The organism is Paenibacillus caui, from assembly GCF_019904135.1.
GTDB classification, from domain to species: Bacteria; Bacillota; Bacilli; order Paenibacillales; family Paenibacillaceae; genus Fontibacillus; species Fontibacillus caui.
This window is the reverse complement of the sequence record NZ_JAIOGQ010000020.1, coordinates 54,565-75,081: the sequence shown is the minus strand read 5'-3', so window position 1 is coordinate 75,081 and position 20,517 is coordinate 54,565. Positions and strand designations below refer to the sequence as shown.

Genomic DNA, 20,517 nt, shown 5'->3' with positions numbered 1-20,517 from the left:
GGATATGCTCGTTTATCTTTGCTGAATTTTATTCTGGAAAAAACAATATAAAGGAGGTATACTATATTCGGATTATATGGATTTATATGGATTTAAATGAACTTAATTACCAGTCATTGAAGCTCGGCCGTCAACTGAAGAAACTAAAAGGGAGGATTACTTGGACATCTCAAGAATTTTACCGATGCAATACCCGCTCATTACTTCTTGGCAATGGCAGGCGAATGCATTCGCTATATTAGCCAATTATCCACAAACGGAACCCTGGATCATGAACCACTTTATTCAGCTTCAGCTCACCTCTAATCCGGGCAGCTCCTATGTGGATTTTTACCGGACGCCGACATTCGAGTTCTGCCCATGGCTGTTCCATCAGCATTTGAAGCGGGGAACCGTTCGTTTTTTCAATAAGGATATTTGCTCTTTCTTCGTGGACTGCATCAACCTGAACAATTACATATACGGTGTGTTTGATCAGGCATATTTTGTGCAGGGACATGACCGGTTGCCGCATGATCTGTTTATTTACGGATACGATCTGGAGCGTCGAGTGTTCCATGTGGCCGATTTCACCTTTAATGACAAGTATTCGTTCGCGGAGGTTGCGTTCAAACAGTTGGAGAAGGCCTACCACGCAATAGAAGGAAGAGATGATTGGCTCTATTTGGGCAAAGGGGGCTTGTCGTTAATCAGCTTTACGGATTCGCTGGGCTATGAATTTAATATAGCGAATGTGGCGGCTCAACTAGAGGGCTTTTTAACGGGGCATAACTGTTTTGAGAAAAGCAGGGAAATGACCTACCGGACGAATCCCTGCGTATTCGGCCTGGAAGTGTACTCCAAGCTGATTGAGGATGTCATTAAGATTCACGACAAACAACAGGAGGCTGATTATCGGCCGTTTCATGTGCTCTGCGACCATAAAACGCTGATGCTACGCCGTATTCCCTTCCTGGAACAGCATGGATATTTGAAGCCGGACTCTGGTATTCTGGAGGGTTATCGAAGCATAGAGAACGACGCTTTATTATGCAGAAACTTGCTGATCAAGTACTTGATGACGAATCAATCGTCAATTATCGAAAAAATAATTTCAAATATAGAAAAAATAAGAAAAGAAGAAGAAGAGCAAATTGAAAGTATGTTATCGAAATTAGTGATAGTCTAGTTGCTATTTTATGAGGGAAGGGGTGTGAGGCATGAGCAAGCAAGATGTAACCAGGCAGATTATTCAACTGATTGAGCAGAAAATATCGTCTTCCTCCGGCTCTTCGTCTGGAGATGCGGCCATTACGGCAGACACGCTGCTGCGCGATGTGTGGCTCAGGCTGGAGTCGATTCAGGTCGTTGAATTCGTTGTGGAATTGGAAACTTCTTATGAGACAGAGCTGCCGGATGAACTCCTGGGCCAGATGGACAGAAGCTTAATAAAGGTGTCTGATCTGGCCGCATTAGTTATAGGTGAAGCGGTATAGCGCCTTATGTCCCGCTCTCGCTAAGCGGCACGGGAAATTGGGCATCCGCCGTGTAAACTCTAAACAAATAATTACAGCTTTCAGGACCTTGAAGCTTTGATTGACGAGCTGCTCCTCTTGCATGCTCCGCCATTTGCCTCAGCATGCTGAATCTCGACGTCCAAAGCAGGCTGATTTGCGAGCGGTATTTCAGGGCTGCATTTACTTTGGCTTTCAAGTTGCTGCGCCCGAGCTGGACCGATCTTTCATTTAGTCCCTCGGCTAGCTCGGTTCTCCAGGTTAAATCATTGTTAAAGCATAGATAAGGCAGGTCTTCGTAGTAAATCAAACGAATGTGATCGCCTGTGCCGTTACCGGTTTGACCCCTGTACCGCTCGGCGGACTTCCGGACGAGGCAGTGATCGATATGTCTTCCGATTCCAAGCGGTACGTAGACACCCGAGTAATTTTCAAATTGGATTTGCGAAGACAAGACGGAGACGATCTCTTCCATCACCTGATGTTCAGTCCTCCAGTCCGTATTGAACAGCTCGTTCAGCTTGTTGTATACGGGGCTGCCGTCTTTATTTTTACGGTAAATGCATTCCAGCAGGTTGAGATGAAGGACACTTGCGCCGAGCGCCCTAGCAGCATGAATATCCTCTTGCCGGCGAACGTCCATCGTATCCATCCCCAGCCCGAATTTTTTGTGAAGAATTCTCGCCAGCATGGACAAATTCGTTCCCATACCCGTAAAGACTGTGGCAATTGTAACCCGGTAATGGTTATGTATAAGCGCATCGATGTAATCGCCGCAGGACAGGATCGCATCGTCCAGGTGGGCGGAAATAAACAAAACATGTTGTGACATATAGCACCTCCATGCATATTGATTCCAATTATAAACTAATATAGAATTATATGTTATTCATATTATCTTAATTTAGAAAGGAAGAGGAGAAATGTTTGAGAGTATTAAAGAAATTATTATCAAAGTCAAAGAGGATGAAAGCTTACGAAACACCCTTACTCCTGAAAGCGATTTAATTAACGAGGTCGGTCTGGACTCACTGCAAATGATTAACTTCATCCTGGAGGTCGAGGACCGGTTTGGGGTGGAGATCATTTACGAGGATCTAGATTACAGCAGTCTGCTCTCCATTGAAGGCTTTATCGATTTCCTGAACGGCATGGAGAAGAAGATTGGCTAGAGAGCTGGTTGCCGGAATTTTTGACGCGGAGTCTTTCTGGAGAGACGAGAATCTGGCCCGCTTGCCCGCTATTCGCGATAAAGAAAGAGAACGGATCGTTCTGGCGATGGATGAGCTTATGTTTCCGTTCTGCGGCAGCGGTGACGCGCTGTTAACCCGGTTTGCCATGGAGGATGCACATAAGGCGTATTTGGCGAGCATTGGTTTCTCCTTCGGTCATTTGGTGTGGAAGGGAGAGAAAGCTTCGGCTAATCTCTTTCAGGCTATGGCATCCGAACCAGAACGTGATGAGCGGTACAGAGCATTTGACACATTATCTCCTTTCGCCGCCGTGCCATATACCCGCGAGGTTATTGCCAAATATGGATATGCCACCGAGGTGCCAGGGATCGAAGCGGTGAAACGGGTCAATTCCAAAATATACTCTACCCGCTTAACCGGGGATCTGCTTGGCGAGAGCTTCGGACAGCCGGTGTACTCGGCGGAAGAGCTGTCGGTGCTTGGGTCTAGCCTGCTGGCGGAGCATGGATCGGTTCTTATTAAAGATCCGTACGGCGTTTCCGGAAAAGGCAATATGCTGCTTCAATCGCAGGCTAGCCTGGAGCGAGTGGCGTCTTATATCCGCAGACAGGAAGGGGAAGGCAAAGCTGCCGCTTTCGTCATCGAGCCTTACCTTCATGTAGAGTGCGATTTCTCCTGCCAGTTCAATATTATGAAGGACGGCTCATTTCATCTGGTCGGCCTGCAGAAAATGCACAACAGGCAGTTTGCCTATTTGGGCTCCGAATCCATGGATGCAGATGGAAGGGAGGCGCTCGAAAGAGCAGGCTACTTCGAAGTGCTGATACAAGCTGCCGACCGCCTGTATAGAGACAGCTACTATGGACCGGTGTGCATCGACTCCATGATATTGAGAGATGGAACGCTAGTGCCGATTGTTGAAATTAACGCCCGGAAGTCGATGGGATTCATTAATCATCGTTTGGATCAGGTGCTTGAGACCCGAGGCAAAAAAGGCTTCTTCACCTTCCGTTCGGTCGGCTTCAAGGAACGGTTCGATTATGAATGGTGGCTTGACGAGCTGAAGCGGCATGACATTCTGTATCCGAACCGGCAGGGAAACGGCATTCTGCCGCTGTCTTCCGCCACATTGTTCGCAGGCGCAGGAGAAGCCGGAACTGCGCGCCCCGAAGGCGGCGGTTTGGGTAAAGGCAGGCTCTACATGACCGTCATCGCCGATGATTTGACGGAGCGGGAACGGTATTTGGAGCAAATGAGGGTCAGCTTTGAGTCGAAAGGAGGAAAATGGTATAGCTAGCGAAATAAGGCCAATCACCCTGCTCGGCTCCGGCAACTCGTTGGGCGTCTATGTCCCGGTCATGCAGCTAAGCCGCCAATTAAGCGGCAGAGGCATCCCCGCGGAAGTGTACGTGCTGGAGGATCTCTACCTGGATCACATTAAGCAGAAGGTGCCGGTGTACAAAAAAGCGTTTCATCAAAGCTTCTCCGTAGCCAAAAAAGGGGCCGAGCTGGCCCGTGACATTTCCAGCTGCCTAGATTCCGTCAAGCTGCGGCAGCTCTTTGAAGTCTGGAGCCGGGAGGGCAGAACCCGATTGATCACCGCAACCGGCTTTTGGCTTCCGATTATAGAGCAGTATCAACATTATATCGGGAGCCCGCGGCTGGAGGTGGACTGTCTTCACCTGGACGCCGTCCACTCTCCTTCTTATTTGGTATACGAGGACATAGTCGAATCATACAATCATATTTGGTTCTATGACCCGGCGGGTAAGGCCATGACCTATCGGATCACTATTTCCGATGAGGCTCCAATACCTTGGCACTTGAGAAAGGAGCGATATATTGCGCACGGAGGGGGCTGGGGAATCGGGACTTATCCGTCAGCCGTACAGGAGCTGCTTCAGGCGGGGAAACGCCTGAGTGTGCTTGCCTATTACGAAGAAGATATTAAGCCCCATGAGCAAATTTGGTATTACATGAATGATCCAGAATGGAGCCCTTGGAAAAAAGACGAATACGGCCGCATGCAGTTTCCCCCGCTTGCGCGGATTGAGCCGGGGCAGGCGCCGGCCTACCGGAATCAGCATCCTTATCCGCCGCTGTTCGATGTCATTCGGCACTCTGCCGCGATCATCAGCAAGCCGGGCGGTTATTCCTTGATGGAGTCCTTGGCCGCCGCGACGCCTTTCGTTTTTCTGGAACCGTTCGCCAGGCATGAGGCGGCCAATGCCGCTTACTGGATTAACCAGGGCTTCGGGATCTGGTATGAGGATTGGAAGGCCCAGCGCTATTCCATGGATAAGCTCATTTCCTTGCATGAGAACCTGATGCGGGCACGAAATCAATCAATTGATTATGGAGGGATACTTGATGCAGCCCAAAACAACCCGGAAATTCGATGAGCAGGTGTTCAACGATCTGAAACGAACGATTATGAACATGTCGAGGGCAAGCCGCTTGCGGAAGGCGGACAGCCGATATGCGATGAAGGTCCCGGAGGATATCGGGATTAAGCTAAACAACGGCTGCAATTTGCGCTGCAAGCATTGCTATGAATGGAATGAAGACGGCTTCCACAGGGATATGAGCAAGGAGGATCAGAGGAAGGAAATTGATATCGGACTTGTAGAGAAGCTGCTGGCGTTTACGCAGGAGAAGAAATCCAAGGTGTACCTGTGGGGCGGCGAGCCGCTCTATTACAGCCAATTTTCGCAGCTGGCCGAGCTGCTTGAACAGGATCAGCGCACCGTTACGATTTGCACGAACGCGATCTTGCTGGAGCAGCATTTGGATTCGCTCCTGAAGATGGGCCCGGGGCTGGTCGTTCTTGCCAGCCTGGAAGGATTCGAAGCGGAGAACGATGCAATAAGGGGCAAAGGCACCTACAAGAAGGTCATACAAGCTGTCGGGCGGCTGCTGGACCTTCAAAGAAAGGGTATTTTCAAAGGCAAGGTCTCGATCAGCCTGACGATGAACGATGCCATGATTCCAAAGCTGTTTGCCTTTATGCAGCATTTTCAGGAGATGGGCGTCGATTCCGTCTACTTCGTCTATCCCTGGTATATTTCCCCTGAATCCGCGGCGGAAATGGATGACCTATATGGGAAGGAGTTCAGTTGGCTGAACCCGATTGAGCCCGGGAGCTGCAGCTGGCATTCCTTCACCTACCGCATTTCACCGGAGAACGTGGAGCCGCTCAAGGAGGAGGTTCGCCACATCTCGGAGCATACGTGGAGCAGCCGGATACGGTTCATGCCTGCGCTGGAGCTTGATGAAATCGGCGACTTCGTGAGCGGGGTCCAAATGACGGGAATGAAGCGGAAAGAGTGCCTGGCCATCTCCACCCGAATGGATGTGCTGCCGAGCGGGAACGTGACGCCATGCAAATTCTTTCCGGAGCTTGCTGTCGGCAACATAAGCGAAGCGCCCGTCAATGAGGTATGGCACGGAGAGAAATACGGCAAGCACCGTGAACTGCTGTCCTGCGGGTTGATGCCGGTCTGCTCCCGCTGCGGCCTGCTGTATCATTACGGACGGTAATTCCAACATATAAGAGCAAGGTGATGAGGCTACTTGAAAGAAGCGATCAAGGTTGAGCAATTGGCCAAGAGCTTTACCTATTATACGAAGGAAGTCGGAGTGATCAACTCCCTCAAAAATCTGATCTACCGCAAATCCTTAACCAAGCAAGCGGTAAAGGACATTACCTTCTCCATCGCCAAGGGCGAAATGGTCGCCTTTCTCGGACCGAACGGCGCGGGCAAAACAACGACGTTAAAGATGCTCTCCGGCATCCTTCATCCGACTAGCGGCAGCCTTTCCGTACTGGGGTTTAAGCCTTATGAGCGGAAAAAGGAGTTCAAGAAGCGTTTCGCGATTGTCATGGGCCAGAAAAGCCAGCTCTGGGCGGACCTTCCCGCAGCGGAATCAATTCTGCTGAACCGGTACATCTATCAGGTTGAGGAGCAGACCTACAAGCGGACGCTGGATGAGCTGGTCGAACTTCTGGATGTGAAGCATGTGCTGAACGTGCAGGTCCGGCGGCTGTCGCTGGGTGAACGGATGAAGATGGAGCTAATCGCCGCGCTTATCCATAAGCCCGAGCTGCTGTTTCTGGATGAGCCTACCATCGGGCTTGATGTCATCACGCAGCAGAGGGTAAGGGAGTTTCTGACGCATTACAACAAGCATCATAAGACGACGATTATTTTGACGAGCCACTATATGAAGGATGTTGAGGATTTGTGCAAAAGAACCCTGATCATCAACGACGGCCGGCTCGTCTTCGACGGCAACTTGAATCAGGTGCATAGTGCGGTTAATGAAACCAAGATTGTGAAGCTGAAATTTAGTCATTCCGTCGAAGCTTCCAGGCTTGAGCCGTTCGGGTCCGTTCGCCAGACGGACGGGTTTGCGGCGACACTGGAAATCACCAAGGAACAGATTCAACCGATTTCAAGAGAGCTGCTCGACCTTTTCCCGATCGAGGATATCACGATTGAAGAGAAGCCCATCGAGGAAGTTATCGTCTCTCTTTATAACAGGACGCAGCCCGTATGAGCATTTATCCGAAGTATATTCGCGTCTTTAAGCTGGGCGTCCAGGCTTCGATGGAATACCGGCTTGACTTTGCCTTTTCCCTGATTAGTGCGTTCTTCCCGATTATGATCCAGTACTATATATGGACGGCCGTCTACGGGCGGGGCTCGGATCAATTTTTCGGCTATACGTACGGAGAAATGATTCTGTATACGATTGTGGCGGCGATTGTGACCAAAATCGTGACAACCCATATGGATCATGTCATCGCATCGGACATTAAGGACGGGGCCCTGAATAAATACCTGGTGCAGCCGGCCAGCTACTTCGGGCTGAAGCTGTTTACTTTGCTCGGGCAAAAGCTGTTCTTTTTCACGGTCATGCTAGCTGTTTTGTTTCTGGTCATCTTTTATTTTGGCGGGCGGTACGCCATCCGCATCCCGCTTGTGAACCTGGTGTGCTTTGTGGCGGCGATGGCCTTGTCGCTGATCCTGAACTTTCTCATTTCATACACGATATCTGCAATTGCTTTTTGGCTGTCTGAAATCTCCTATTTCTTCGAAATGACCGGACTGCTTGTCATCATTTTGAGCGGCGGCGTGTTTCCGATTGAGGTGTTCGGCCGGACGGTGAGCAGCCTTCTGAGCTATCTTCCGTTTAAGTACACCATTTATTTTCCGTCCAATGTGATCAACGGGAAGCTGGTGATGAGTGAGATCACGGAAGGGCTGCTGATGCAAATCTTTTGGATAGGCGTCATGTTCCTCGTTTCGAAGCTGGTGTGGCGGATCGGCTTTAAAAAGTATCTCGGTTTAGGGGGCTAATCGCTTGAAAACGCGGCTCGGCACGCTCAAAACCTATGGCATTATCTATTTACAGTTCATTAAAAACTGCTTTATCGCGCAAATGGAATACCGCACGAATTTTATACTTGGCATCGCGGTTGAAATCGCCTATCTGCTATCCAAGCTGCTGTATGTCGTCGTCGTATATAAGAGCGATTTGCATATCGGCGATATACCGCCTGACGGAATTTTGATGTTCGTAGGTACGTATACGATGATGACCGGGCTATATTCAGGCTTGTTTTTCACCAATTTCGTCCGTATTTCGGACTATGTGAGAACGGGTGAACTGGATCTGCTCATGGTGAAGCCGATCTCCCTGCAGTTTATGGTCTCTCTCCGTTATATCGATTTGGGTATGCCGATTCCCAATCTCGCCGCAGGCATCACGATGGTTTCCATAGGCTGGAGCGCGCTCGGCATTACCGTTACCGCGTACCATCTGTTCTTGTTTGCGCTTTATCTTCTGTCCGCTTTGGTCATTACTTACTGCCTGATGATCATTCCGGCCATTCTGTCCTTTTGGTTCGTCAACACCGGGGGCCTCGCGGGCATATTTTATGCGATTTGGGATGCCAACAATATGCCTATGCCGATCTACCCCCGGCTGATTCAGAGGATCGGCGTATATGTGCTGCCTTTTCTGGTGATTACGAATTTTGCTCCGCTTAGCGTCATGGAAAGGCTGGACGGCGGGCTTATGCTGTGGGGCGCGCTCGTCCCGATCCTTCTGCTAGTGTGTGTCCGTTTGATTTGGAGAAAGGCGATCAAAAATTATAGCAGCGCAAGCGGCTAAAACGACGAGGAGATGTGGATATGAACACAACTTGGCCATTGTCAGGCATCACCCTGGTATGCACCGAGTGCAAGAATGCTCTGCATGAAGCGCACGAACGTTTGGTCTGCGGGACTTGCGGACTCGAATACGCCCGGGAAAATGGAGTAGTGAGCATGTTAATCGACCGCCACTTGACGGAGAAGCTTGCGGAGGGCGCGGCGCGGAAGGAAGCGATTATTGGCATGTTCGATTCCATTAACCGGTCGCTTGAGGAGAAGCGGATTTCCAGATTTTCCACCTTTATCAACTGGGGGTATGCCGCCGAGAACGAGCCATCGGGCGGGCTTCTGGGCATAAATCAAAGCAGCATCCGTTTGCTCCGAGAAATCATTGGCGGGCTGGATGTTTCAGGGAAGGATATTCTGGAAATCGGCTGCGGACGGGGAGGCAATGTGAACGAGCTGTGCAAAAGTTATGGACCCGGCAGCGTGGTCGGCATCGATCTGACGCCATCCAATATTAATTTTTGCCAGGGAAACAACCGGTATGAGCAAGCTTACTATTGTATCGGCGACGCGGAGCAACTGCCTGTCCGCACGGAAAGCTGCGACTATGTGCTGAACGTCGAATCTTCGCATTTGTACCCGCACATCGAGCTTTTTTTCGTGGAGACTTATCGTGTATTAAAGCCGGGCGGGACGTTCTTGTACGCGGATATTATGAGCGCTTCCGATCTGCCGCACTATGAGGCGGAGTGGGAAAGACTTGGCTTCCGCACGGCTTTAATCCGGGACATTACCGGCAATGTACTGCAATCGGGTGACGAATCGCTGGGTAGCCGCCGGCAGGCGCTTGAAGGCTCCTTTGAAGGTGAAGACCGGGTACTGGAATGGCTGGAGGCGCCTGGCACGCAAAATCACACGGATATGATCGCCGGCCGAAGGGTGTTTAAAATCATCCATCTGGTGAAAGAACCAGCCGGCGCGGATAGCAGGGACTAACCATGGCTGAGGAGGGGGAAGCGGTGAGCAGTGCTTGGCAGGTAACAGGCATGAACTGGGCATGTCCGAGGTGCAAGCAAACATTGAAGAAAAAGGAGTTTTCATTCGACTGCACGCCATGTGGGGCAAGCTACCCCGTGAAAGGCTCGATTCCATACCTGCTTATGGAGAGTAACGTACAGGAAACGATGGAGCATAAGGCACGGAAGGCGGCGGTTAAGGAGATGTTTACGTCGTTTAACCGGGCTTTGGAGGAAACCGGCGTGTCGCGCTTCTCCACCTTTATCAATTGGGGGTATGCCGAATCGGGCGATGAGAACGGCGGGGCAGGCAGCTTGCCGAAAGGAGTCAATCATCAATCGCTGCGGCTTCTTGAGGAAATTCTGAACGGAGTCGATGTAGAGGGGAAGGACGTGCTGGAGATCGCCTGCGGCAGGGGCGGCAATGTACGTGCACTTTGCAAAAGCTATGGGCCGCGGAGCGTTGCCGGACTTGATTTGACGGAAGCGAATATCGCTTTCTGTACGGCAAGCAACCGGTATGAACAGGCTTCGTTCTGCGTCGGTGACGCGGAGGAGCTGCCCATCCCTAACGAATGCTGCGATATTGTGCTGAATATCGAATCCTCGGACCTTTATCCCCGGATCAACCGTTTCTATGACGAGGTATTCCGCGTGCTAAAGGCGGGAGGCGTGTTCGTCTATGCGGATGATCTGGATGCATCAAAGTTCGAGGAAGGCGAACGGTATTTGCTTGAGCTGGGTTTTGAAGTGTCGCTATCCCGCGATATCTCCGAGCATGTATTGCTCGCAAGCGATTTGGCCAGAGGCAGCCGTCTCTCAGCGCTAGGCGACACCCTCGGGAAGGAGAACGCAGTATGGGAGACGATGGGCGTTCCCGGAACCTCAATTTACGATGATATGCGTGCGGGAAAGCGCAGGTACAAAATTCTGCACCTGGTTAAGAAGGCGTGAAAGCGATGACGGCTCCCCAGTTGACCCTTACGGATATTCATGTATATATTCCATCATTCCGGCCTTCCATCGATCAAGTTATCCAGGAAATCAACGAAGACGGCGTTTCTTTCCGCTTAAGCGAGGCGGAGTACAGAGACAGCGGCTTTGCGCATGTTCCCGTTGCCAGAGACGAAAGTCTGGAGCATATGATTGCTCGGGTATGCGCCCCGATATTAAGCCGGGCAAGACAGGAAGGAATACGGCTCGGAGCGATTCTCTTCGCATGTGTCACGAGCGCCGGAGTAGAGGCGCAGAGCTTGTTCTCCGGGCTGCTTCGTGAATATGCTTTCGATGAGACAACGGTTATTCAGCCAGAGGAGTACGGCTGCGCTACCATTCATTTATCGCTTAATTTGGCAAAAGCTTATTTGTCCGTTGAAACTGACGACAATGCCGCTGTATTATTTGTCGCTGCGGATAAAGCGATAAGCTCGCATCACCGCAGCGACACCTATATGCTCTATGGGGATGCGGCAAGCGCCGCTCTATTCCGGGGGTCCGGTACCGGAGGGCAGCGGACGCTATCTACGCGGCTCAAAGTGGACGGTTTGGTATACGATGATTGTCCCGAACGAATCAAAATGTACTTCTCAACCTTTTATTTGGCTGTACGTCAGGTTGTGAAGCAGGTGTTGCGGGAAGCAGGAATGAGTATGAACGAGATTAGCCTTATTTTCTGCTCAAATCTGGGTCTGAACACCTGGAGTACGCTTGCCCGGGCGATCGGCTGTTCCCTGGATAAATTTTATGCCGGGGCACTTGGACATGCGGGGCATCTTCATAATACGGACATTCTGCTCAACGTGAACGATGCGATCAGGAACGGTTCCTTAAGCAGAGGCGACTTCTATTTAACGGTAACCGTAGGCTTCGGAGGCTATTACGGCTGTGCCTTGCACAAATATGAGTAACAGAGAATGAGGGTGGCTATGAGTACGATGAAGACGGAATTAACGTTTAATGTTCTCTATTCGGGCACAAGGGCGGACGGTCAAGATCAATCATTGGTAGACATAGCCATCGCTCAAATGGAAGCGAATAGACAATGGCTGACAGACATGGATGTACTGGTCCTTTGCTATCACGCGAATACTCCCCATGCCGAGCGAGCTTGCGCCAAAATCAGAAGAGAGCTTAATCTGCTCGACACGCTGCCCCTGACACTTGGGCACTCCGGAAGCCAGGCGTTCTCCCATACGCTGTCGCTGCTGGAATGGCTAATGTCCGGCGGGGAATATCAAAGGGCGGTATGTGTTCTGGCGGATGAAGACTTTGGCCAGAGCGGCTTGCCGCTGCCGGCTCAAGAGAACCCGCTGTCCATCATCGAGATTATGCCCTTATGAAAAGAGGATGAAGGATTTCACCTGACGAGATGAAAAAAGATAACCGAATTGAAGCGGCTGCTGATTAATTGCTGGCAGTCGCTTTTTTCAAAAAAAATCAATTTTTGAGGAAGAGTGGTTGAAGAGTGGTTTTTGAAAAAACTTTCATATTAAAACGTCTATTATTTTAAAAATGTAATAATTGACAATAAATTGTACTCGGTAGTATATTTAATCTGTATTCTCAATATGAAAAATTTGGTAGACAAAATTGAGAATGTGGGGGAGATTTAGTATATATTATCATTTTTAATGGAGGTATCCGTATGTTTCAAGTTCAAGCGTTGAACCTTATTAAAAAGCAATTAAAAATACTCACATCTGTTGTTGTCGCAATCCTTATGTTCGGAATGTCTGTTTTGCCCGTATTTGCGGCTACTCCTCAGAAAACTGTAAGCACTTCGGCAACACTCGCATACAATCTCAAAGGACTTAATCACAACCGGGCTGTTCAGAAAGCTTACATCGCTGATAAGTATCTTTACGTAACTCAGCGGGCTGGGGGAACAGTCTATCTTTCAAGATTGCTCATAAACGGAAGTGACGCCACATACGTTGATGAAATGACCATCACCAATTCCGGCCATGGACAAACCCTGGATATGTACGGATATAATGGCACAAATTACTTTTATTTCAGCGCAAAAGCAGATCCTTCAACAACGTATTACTGGTCGCTCCAGGTAGCAAGACTTCAATACTCGCCCGGAACGACAGTTGATTATACGGATCTTCATCGGTTCACCTATATGAATTACGCTAATAAGTCCGGTACAAGATTAGGTGAGACATACCGTGTTGATGGCGGCGGTAACAGTACCTATACCATTTTCCGCGTACAAACTGCAGAAGGAACCGTAACTTGGTCAATTTATGACACGGTAGCATTGAATAAGCTTCTTGACAGCAATGAACAGGTACGTTTGGACAGTGCGGCGGCGGTAAGCGCCTGCGTTACGAGCTTTACCCAGTCGGGAAGTGCTATAGTCAGACCGAACGGATCATTCCAGGGAGTTGATCTGCTCGGTAATACGGAAATATATACATCAGGCGGTGCAGAAGGTGAAACTCCACAGATTGCTATGATGTCAAACACAGGAGCATACAAAACCCTTGTGAAGATTACAAATGTGGGAAACCATGAAATCGAGGGAGTACAGACAAAAAACGGTAACGTTTATTTTACTATAGTTACAGACCCAGTAAACAAACAAAATACGCAGAAAGTTTATTACGTTCCCGATAGCAGATTTGAATAACTGCTAAACTGGTCCGTTAGCAAGATTTTAATGCCGCGAAAATCGCGGCTTTTTTGTTTTATGGGATAAGGTTGTTGTCAAAACCAAAAGACAAGAACTTTATCTCATTCCATATATAACGTACTATGCTCCTTGGGGTAATTTGGCTATTTTTTATCGGGATTTTCGATATTCATCGGGTCTGATCAAGCTAGGCAGTATCGATGCTGGTGGTGAAAAGCTCGCTACCTATAAGAAACCTGTAGAAGTGCGTCTGGATAAATTCGGGCAATAAGAGGATTATCATTGAACCGAAGTACTTTCCCGGAAGCCGTACCGTTCCTCATCGCTGATTAACCTCAGGCGGCTTTTAATTTTAAGAACAGGAAAGCATTGTAAATTTGATTGGTTAACGATATATGTTCTTGTCCTCCAGACGTCTAACACCACGATCTATTGAGAAGCTGGTAGAAAAATACGCAACTGCATTTGGAAAACCGGCCTTGACGGTGCATTCCTTGAGGCATTCGTTTGCGACTCGTTATCATCTAGAAAACAATAACGTCCCTATGATTTTATACCCATCTATCTGATGATGAAATGAGAAAAGCAGTTAATAATATGGATAAGTGATGTAAACTCTTGAATTCCGAAGATTTCACACCATATTTAACAGTAGGAAGAGACTAAACCTATGATTGTGTGACAACAAGTTTATCTGTACAAAAAGAAACTTGGCAAAATCACTTCAATTTCATTAATATAGGGCGGATTGCAAACTAAATCATATAAGAAATGGGGTAAACTTGTTGTCACTGGACAATTTTGTCCCATTGAAATAATAGTGGGTGCATAACGTTCGAGTGAAGCAAAAGTAGGTGCAAACTAACAGTATCGTTTGGGGAAAATAATCGTTGCATACTATAATATTGATAGCTTTTTTAATAGGAATCGATTATCCCGGTAAAATGTCTTATATTGACATAAAAATAGGGCTAATTACTATAGCTTTTATATAATTGCATTATATGGTAATATTGAATACATGAAATATCTGGAATGAAAGCGAAGTAAATCTCTATTCAACCATAAGGGCCTTGTTCAATAGAAACGCCTTAACTCTATCGTAAAAATATGAATATTCAGACCCCATGTACATTCTCTATCCCGTTGATAATATCCACCTAGTTACACAAACTTCTTGGCGATACCCAATCAAGAAGGGGAGACTACAAAGATCCTTAACATTCAGCGAGAATTGCGTTCAATCGGAATTAGCCGAGCGGCTGTTATTCGACGTAACCGGTAATTTGCGGCAAATTACGAGCTATTGTCTGGAGTACAGCCGATGATTTTGATGCAACCTCTCTCCAACAGAGAATTGGAAGCGCTTTTTGATTAGAATTGCTCGATTGAGGTGCACATATGAAATCTGTAAATTTATTCTGCTTTCCATTTGCCGGAGGCTCTTCAATCGCATATTTTCCATGGAAACGTTATTTGCATCCGGCTATCAAGCTCCATTCTGTCGAATTGGCCGGCCGCGGCGCACGGTGCAGAATACCGTTTTATACTGATTTTAAAGAGGCAATTGACGATATTTATGAGCAGGTTTACCCCTTATTGGAGGAAGGGCCATATGTAATGTTTGGCCACAGTATGGGAGCGTTGCTCGTCTACGCTTTGATCGAGCGGATAAGGCATAAAGGAGGGCCGCCTCCTGAGCATCTATTTTTCTCAGGAAGATTTCCTCCTCACATTCGTAAGGAGTCCCTAAAAGAATATCAGTCGGATGATGAACTTATCCAAAGAATTTTACGATTCGGAGGGACACCAAAGGAATTATTTGAAGTACCTGAAATGGCAGAAATGTACCTCGCGATTTTTAGAGCCGATTTTCATCTTATTGATACCTATATTCATGTCGATCATTCTCAGTATGATTTTGATATTTCGGTTTTGGCAGGCCGAGAGGATCCAGATGTTACACAAGAAGACATAGAATCATGGAAAAGCTACACATCACATTCCTGTCATTTGAATACATTTAACGGTGGACATTTTTTTTTGAAGGATCAGATTCAAGATGTAGTCGGTTATATTAACAAGATTTTGACGGAAGTCTATTAACACGCGGGAGGTAAACTATGAATAGCAATATACCAGTTGAAGCCACTAAAAAAGATATTTCAGAATGCGCTAGGGTAACTGGAGAGAATTAACCGTCTTTGGGAAACTCAAACAGAAATTTGGGATACGAACCCAGAGAATATTGAAATATTTTTTGTAATAATTCTTGAAGTTTTTTCCATTATATGTGTGATATTTTGTAATTGTTTCCATTAAGTGAAGAATTGGATGGTTAAAACTACAATTACAATAATCAATATAAAATTTGAAATGGTGGTTTTGCTCTTGATAGTTGAAAAAATACTGCCAGTAAAATATCCGGATCTGACATGTTACCCTTATTATGCTAATGCTCTTTCGATTATTTCTGCATCTGAAGCTGATTACACCCCATGGATGTTAAGTAATTTCATTCAGCTTTCGTGCCATTTTGAGCCCGATACATTAAAGGTTGATTTTTTCCAGCCATGGATATCTTGGGTCCCGTATTGCTGCCCTTTAATTGATGTTCAGATCATAAACAAAGATGTTATTCATAATCTATATAACTTCAACATTATTTCTTTTGTAGAACAAACCATAAGCTCTGGCTACTACATTCAAATGAAGGTAAATCACAAGTTTCTTTCTGTCTCAAAGTCCAGCTATAAACAAAGTGATTATGCTCATGAATTGCTTATATATGGTTTTAATCGCGTTCAAGAAACCTTTGAAGTAGCAGACAATTTCGATGGAAAGTATGAATTTAAAAGATGCTCTTATAAAGAATTTGAAGAAGCTTATAACCATCTTGCATTGTTTAATACGGATTATTATGAAAAAGTGCTGTTGCTCAGGCCGATCACCGAAACGAATTTTTCGTTTGATCTTCTTAGAGTTACAGATTCATTAAAAGACTATTTAGCGGGCAGAGATACTCGAATTCGTGATGATCAAAGTCAAACTTGGGCAGGCGGCCTGACACTCGGTATAAAAATCTATGAAGAAATTCCGAAATACCTCCTAATGCTTTTGGAAGGGACGGCAAAGAATGACATAAGGCTTTTCCACGTACTTTGGGAACAAAAAAAGCTTATGGCAGTGAGAATCAAATATATGGAGGGTAGGGGGATCATTAATAAAAAAAGTATATATGAAGAGTATTTGGAATTAGAAAAAAAATGCTTAATTATCAGGAATTTAATACTGAAATATGACATTAACCACGACCAGCAAATCATTCATAGAGTAATGCGGGAAGTGGAGGAATTTCCAAAGATAGAGTCAGCCCTTCTGTCTGAACTGTTGGATCAAATTTATCACAATACGGTCAGGTCTGAAAGTATAGTTCTGGGTAATAAAAATGATCTTAAATTAAATTGGAGTTTAATATGATCTCAACATATATTAGATCAAGTTCTGATCAAATTTCCTTAATTCCACTTATTTTGCTGAATAATGATCAAGCTGTAATTCCAATAAATGCGAAACCATTGTATATACCGGAGAGATCTTAATGAATTGATTTTGATTTTTGGAGGGATAGCGGAATGATTCAAACGTTTGGAGTTATTGGAGCAGGCATCATGGGCACAGACATTGCACTTGATCTCGCAGGTTATGGATATAAAGTAATCTTGAAGGATCTTCATGAAGATGTAATTCTTCGGGCGAAGGAAAAGATTCGTAAAGAATTTCGGGTGTATCAGCTGACACAAAAGCACTTGAAGGCTCTGACAGTGGACGAGTTGTTGTCTCGCATCGTTTTCACGACCACTTACGAAGGATTTGAAGAGGTCGATTATGTCATCGAAAATGTGACGGAACATTGGGACACGAAGAAGCAAGTGTATTCCGAATTGCGTGAGGTATGCCGTGAGGATGTCTATTACGCGGTCAATACGTCCTGCATTTCGATTACGAAGGTGGCAGCACTGTTGCCACGCCCAGAACTTGTCATCGGGATGCATTTTATGAATCCAGTGCCATTGAAAGAGATGGTTGAGGTCATCCGCGGTATGCACACATCCAATGAAACGGTGGCGGTGGCTGAGGAGTTTTTGCAATCTTGCAGAAAAACACCTGTCGTTGTAAATGATTTCCCTGGCTTTGTGACCAACCGTGTTCTGATGCTGACGATCAATGAGTGCATCTGGGCGGTTCAAGACGGAGTATCGAAGCCACAAGACGTTGATAAGATCTTCCGGATGGGCTTTGGGCATAAAATGGGGCCATTGGCGACTGGTGACCTGATTGGTCTGGACACGATTCTGAATTCTCTGTACACCCTGTATGATCAGTTCAACGATCCGAAATTCCGCCCGGCTCCACTGCTGGTCAAGATGGTGGACGCAGGTTTGTTGGGTCGCAAGTCGGGGATGGGATTCTTTGAATATACACGGAAGGGGTAATTCCGGTGAGTTCGAAAGGTAAAGAAATTAAGTGTGTAGTCTGGGATCTGGACCATACGATTTGGGATGGTGTTTTGTTGGAGTCGGAAAACGTAAGTTTGAAGGAAGGCATTGTGGAGATTCTCGAATTGCTCGACTCCCGAGGCATCCTGCAATCCATTGCCAGCAAAAACAACTATGACGACGCGATGCGTAAGTTGCAGGAATTTGGCATCGACCACCATTTTCTCTACCCACAGATTCATTGGAACGCGAAGTCACAGTCGATTGCGACGATTCGTGAGAAACTGAACATCGGGATTGACACGTTCGTTTTTGTGGACGATCAAAGCTTTGAGCGCGATGAAGTGGCAAGCGTGTACTCGGAGGTGTTCTGTGTGGACGCTCTGGAGTATGCGGAACTGCCTGCTCATCCACGACTGACTCCGAAGTTCATCACGGAAGATTCGAAACGCCGTCGCCTCATGTATCTCGAAGACATGCAGCGCAACCAAGAGGAAGAGGAGTACCAAGGACCAAAGGAGCAGTTCTTGGCTTCCCTGCAGATGTCGTTCACCATCTCGGATTGCGAAGAGGAAGACCTGAAGCGTGCTGAGGAGTTGACCCAGCGCACCAACCAGCTGAATTCGACAGGGCGAACGTTCGACTTTGACGAACTGAACGCGTTCCGTCATTCGGATCGACACCGCCTACTGGTTTGTGAGTTGACGGACCGCTACGGTTCCTACGGTAAGATCGGTCTTGCACTGATTGAACTGACGGAAACGCACTGGCATCTCCAACTAATGTTGATGTCCTGCCGCGTGATGTCGCGAGGTGTGGGAACGGTCTTGATGTCACACATTATGCAGCAAGCGAAGCAGGATGGCAAAAAACTGCTCGCTGACTTTAAGCAGACGGATCGCAACCGAATGATGTACGTGACCTACCGTTTCGCCAACTTCAAAGAAATCGAAAACGACGGGCAAGGCAACATTTTGTTTGAGAACGACTTGAGCACCATTCAGCCATTCCCACCTTATATCGAAGTCAATGTCCGTGAACAAAATACATCGGCTAAGGAGCGTTATACAGATGGAACTCAACCAAAAAATTCGTTCGTTTATTGAATCCCAACTGGTCGTATTTGAAGATGAAGCAAAATTCGAAGACGACGACAACATTTTCGAAATGGGGTTTGTGAACTCGTTGTTTGCGATGCAATTGCTGGAATACATCGAGTCGGAGTTCAGCGTGACCGTTGACAACGACGACCTTGATATCAAAAACTTTTCCACCGTCAACAACATCTCAGCACTGGTCAACAGAAAGGTTGGATAATCCGATGAGCCACATTCTCGACCTGACGCAAGAGGAACGTCAAGCGCAGATCGTCGCAGGAGCGGAACGGTTTGCAGAAGAACAGATCGGTCCGCGTGCTCGTGAGTTTGATGAAGCAGGGGTGCTGGCAGACGATTTGATTCAAGATATGGCGGCTCGCGGATACTTGACCGCCAACCTCCCGACGGAGTATGGCGGACTCGGCCTGGACCCGGTGTATTACGGCTTGTTCCAGCAGGCGATCGGCAAGGCGGACTGCGCAACTCGCACTTTGATCACGGTTCATTCGGCCTTGTGTGGTGAGAGCTTGCTCCGCTGGGGCAATGAGGAGCAAAAGGAATTGTGGTTGCCGCGCATGGCAAAAGGTGAATCGCTGGCCGCATTTGCTTTGTCTGAGCCGAACGTAGGGACGGATGCAAAGTCTGTCGAGACGTGCTATCGCAAGGTGGGCGACACCTATGTCTTGAACGGCAACAAAAAGTGGATTTCCTTTGGGGACAAAGCGGATCTGTTCGTGGTGATTGCGGGCAATGATCAGGGGCAGGTTTCTGCATTTCTCGTCGAGCGGGATTTCCCTGGTGTAACCACTAGGCCGCTGAAGGGGATGCTCGCTGGACGAGCAACGCACATCGCGATGATTGAGTTCGACAACGTGGAAGTGCCAGTCGCGAATTTGGTCGGGAAGGAAGGGGGCGGCTTCAAGTACGTTGTTTCGACGGCGCTTGATCACGGACGTTACAGTATCGCGTGGGCGGGTGTATCGATCGCTCAAGAGGCGGTCGACCATATGGTGTCATACGCTCGTCAGCGCAAGCAGTTTGGCAAGCGCTTGGCGGAATTCCAATTGATCAAAGGTCTGATCGCCGACGCAACCACCGAAACGCACGCGGCTCGTGCCCTGTGCCTGAAAGCTGGCGAAATGCGCAAGAACAAAGCGCAGGACGCCGTCATGGAGACGACAATGGCGAAGTACTTCGCCTCGAAAGTGGCAATGAAGGTGGCGACTGACTGCGTGCAGGTACACGGTGGCAACGGATGCATCTCGGATTACCCAGCGGAACGATTGTTCCGCGAGGCGAAGATGCTCGAGATCATCGAAGGTACTTCGCAGATTCAGCAGGAGATCATCTCTGGATATGCTCTGCGTAAATACAGCAAAGCTTGTAAGCGATAACAAGGGGAGGCCGGTGCC

Annotated in this window: 22 protein-coding genes and 1 pseudogene; 22 read left to right on the top strand and 1 reads right to left on the bottom strand. The window is 47.6% G+C overall.

Going from position 1 to position 20,517, the window contains the following annotated elements; translation table 11 throughout:
• Window positions 1-271: 271 nt before the first annotated feature.
• Together K7397_RS13170 and K7397_RS13165 are read left to right on the top strand one after the other, a co-directional pair.
• Window positions 272-1,168 (top strand): hypothetical protein, encoded by an 897-nt coding sequence (locus K7397_RS13170; protein ID WP_223068414.1) that lies wholly within the window; start codon window positions 272-274, stop codon window positions 1,166-1,168.
• Window positions 1,169-1,199: 31 nt separating this feature from the next.
• A complete protein-coding gene (locus tag K7397_RS13165) occupies window positions 1,200-1,475 on the top strand; it encodes an acyl carrier protein (protein ID WP_223068413.1) in 276 nt (91 codons plus the stop codon).
• Between the two features lie 4 nt (window positions 1,476-1,479).
• On the opposite strand, the gene K7397_RS13160 is transcribed toward K7397_RS13165, so the two are convergent.
• Window positions 1,480-2,325, bottom strand: coding sequence for a PIG-L deacetylase family protein (locus K7397_RS13160; protein WP_223068412.1), 846 nt, complete (start codon window positions 2,323-2,325; stop codon window positions 1,480-1,482).
• A gap of 91 nt (window positions 2,326-2,416) precedes the next feature.
• Here K7397_RS13160 and K7397_RS13155 point away from each other — a divergent pair, with 91 nt between their 5' ends.
• The 20 genes and pseudogenes from K7397_RS13155 (at window position 2,417) to K7397_RS13065 (ending at window position 20,499) form a co-directional block, all read left to right on the top strand.
• Complete coding sequence (locus K7397_RS13155; RefSeq protein WP_223068411.1) at window positions 2,417-2,665, top strand: acyl carrier protein; 249 nt, start codon at window positions 2,417-2,419, stop codon at window positions 2,663-2,665.
• Window positions 2,658-3,983, top strand: coding sequence for an ATP-grasp domain-containing protein (locus tag K7397_RS13150; protein WP_223068410.1), 1,326 nt, complete (start codon window positions 2,658-2,660; stop codon window positions 3,981-3,983). The genes K7397_RS13155 and K7397_RS13150 overlap by 8 nt, the downstream gene beginning before the upstream one ends.
• Complete coding sequence (locus K7397_RS13145) at window positions 3,952-5,088, top strand: glycosyltransferase family protein (RefSeq protein WP_223068409.1); 1,137 nt, start codon at window positions 3,952-3,954, stop codon at window positions 5,086-5,088. The genes K7397_RS13150 and K7397_RS13145 overlap by 32 nt, the downstream gene beginning before the upstream one ends.
• On the top strand, window positions 5,057-6,226 hold the full coding sequence (locus tag K7397_RS13140; RefSeq protein WP_223068408.1) for a radical SAM protein: 1,170 nt from the start codon (window positions 5,057-5,059) through the stop codon (window positions 6,224-6,226). The genes K7397_RS13145 and K7397_RS13140 overlap by 32 nt, the downstream gene beginning before the upstream one ends.
• 33 nt (window positions 6,227-6,259) lie before the next feature.
• Window positions 6,260-7,246, top strand: a complete 987-nt coding sequence (locus tag K7397_RS13135) for an ABC transporter ATP-binding protein (protein ID WP_237690902.1) — start codon at window positions 6,260-6,262, stop codon at window positions 7,244-7,246.
• On the top strand, window positions 7,243-8,049 hold the full coding sequence (locus K7397_RS13130; protein ID WP_223068407.1) for an ABC transporter permease: 807 nt from the start codon (window positions 7,243-7,245) through the stop codon (window positions 8,047-8,049). The genes K7397_RS13135 and K7397_RS13130 overlap by 4 nt, the downstream gene beginning before the upstream one ends.
• A 4-nt stretch (window positions 8,050-8,053) precedes the next feature.
• Complete coding sequence (locus K7397_RS13125; protein ID WP_237690901.1) at window positions 8,054-8,866, top strand: ABC transporter permease; 813 nt, start codon at window positions 8,054-8,056, stop codon at window positions 8,864-8,866.
• A 20-nt stretch (window positions 8,867-8,886) separates the two neighbouring features.
• Complete coding sequence (locus K7397_RS13120) at window positions 8,887-9,849, top strand: class I SAM-dependent methyltransferase (protein WP_223068406.1); 963 nt, start codon at window positions 8,887-8,889, stop codon at window positions 9,847-9,849.
• Between the two features lie 23 nt (window positions 9,850-9,872).
• On the top strand, window positions 9,873-10,823 hold the full coding sequence (locus K7397_RS13115) for a methyltransferase domain-containing protein (RefSeq protein WP_223068405.1): 951 nt from the start codon (window positions 9,873-9,875) through the stop codon (window positions 10,821-10,823).
• 5 nt (window positions 10,824-10,828) lie between these two features.
• Window positions 10,829-11,776, top strand: a complete 948-nt coding sequence (locus tag K7397_RS13110; RefSeq protein ID WP_223068404.1) for a 3-oxoacyl-[acyl-carrier-protein] synthase III C-terminal domain-containing protein — start codon at window positions 10,829-10,831, stop codon at window positions 11,774-11,776.
• Window positions 11,777-11,794: 18 nt separating this feature from the next.
• Entirely contained in the window at window positions 11,795-12,208 is a 414-nt protein-coding gene (locus tag K7397_RS13105) for a hypothetical protein (RefSeq protein ID WP_223068403.1), read from the top strand.
• Window positions 12,209-12,513: 305 nt separating this feature from the next.
• On the top strand, window positions 12,514-13,506 hold the full coding sequence (locus tag K7397_RS13100) for a phage baseplate protein (protein ID WP_223068402.1): 993 nt from the start codon (window positions 12,514-12,516) through the stop codon (window positions 13,504-13,506).
• Between the two features lie 106 nt (window positions 13,507-13,612).
• On the top strand, window positions 13,613-13,780 hold the full coding sequence (locus K7397_RS13095) for a cyclophilin-like fold protein (protein WP_337926728.1): 168 nt from the start codon (window positions 13,613-13,615) through the stop codon (window positions 13,778-13,780).
• Between the two features lie 136 nt (window positions 13,781-13,916).
• Window positions 13,917-14,118: pseudogene (locus K7397_RS21565) on the top strand (tyrosine recombinase XerS); the annotation flags it as partial.
• Between the two features lie 792 nt (window positions 14,119-14,910).
• Window positions 14,911-15,615: a thioesterase II family protein gene (locus tag K7397_RS13090; protein ID WP_223068401.1), complete on the top strand. Its 705-nt coding sequence runs from the start codon at window positions 14,911-14,913 to the stop codon at window positions 15,613-15,615.
• A 285-nt stretch (window positions 15,616-15,900) separates the two neighbouring features.
• Window positions 15,901-16,989, top strand: a complete 1,089-nt coding sequence (locus K7397_RS13085; protein ID WP_223068400.1) for a hypothetical protein — start codon at window positions 15,901-15,903, stop codon at window positions 16,987-16,989.
• A 155-nt stretch (window positions 16,990-17,144) separates the two neighbouring features.
• Window positions 17,145-18,005: a 3-hydroxyacyl-CoA dehydrogenase family protein gene (locus K7397_RS13080; RefSeq protein WP_223068399.1), complete on the top strand. Its 861-nt coding sequence runs from the start codon at window positions 17,145-17,147 to the stop codon at window positions 18,003-18,005.
• 5 nt (window positions 18,006-18,010) lie between these two features.
• A complete protein-coding gene (locus tag K7397_RS13075) occupies window positions 18,011-19,114 on the top strand; it encodes an HAD-IIIC family phosphatase (protein WP_223068398.1) in 1,104 nt (367 codons plus the stop codon).
• A complete protein-coding gene (locus K7397_RS13070) occupies window positions 19,080-19,325 on the top strand; it encodes an acyl carrier protein (protein WP_223068397.1) in 246 nt (81 codons plus the stop codon). The genes K7397_RS13075 and K7397_RS13070 overlap by 35 nt, the downstream gene beginning before the upstream one ends.
• A gap of 4 nt (window positions 19,326-19,329) precedes the next feature.
• Complete coding sequence (locus tag K7397_RS13065) at window positions 19,330-20,499, top strand: acyl-CoA dehydrogenase family protein (protein WP_237690899.1); 1,170 nt, start codon at window positions 19,330-19,332, stop codon at window positions 20,497-20,499.
• Window positions 20,500-20,517: the final 18 nt, after the last annotated feature.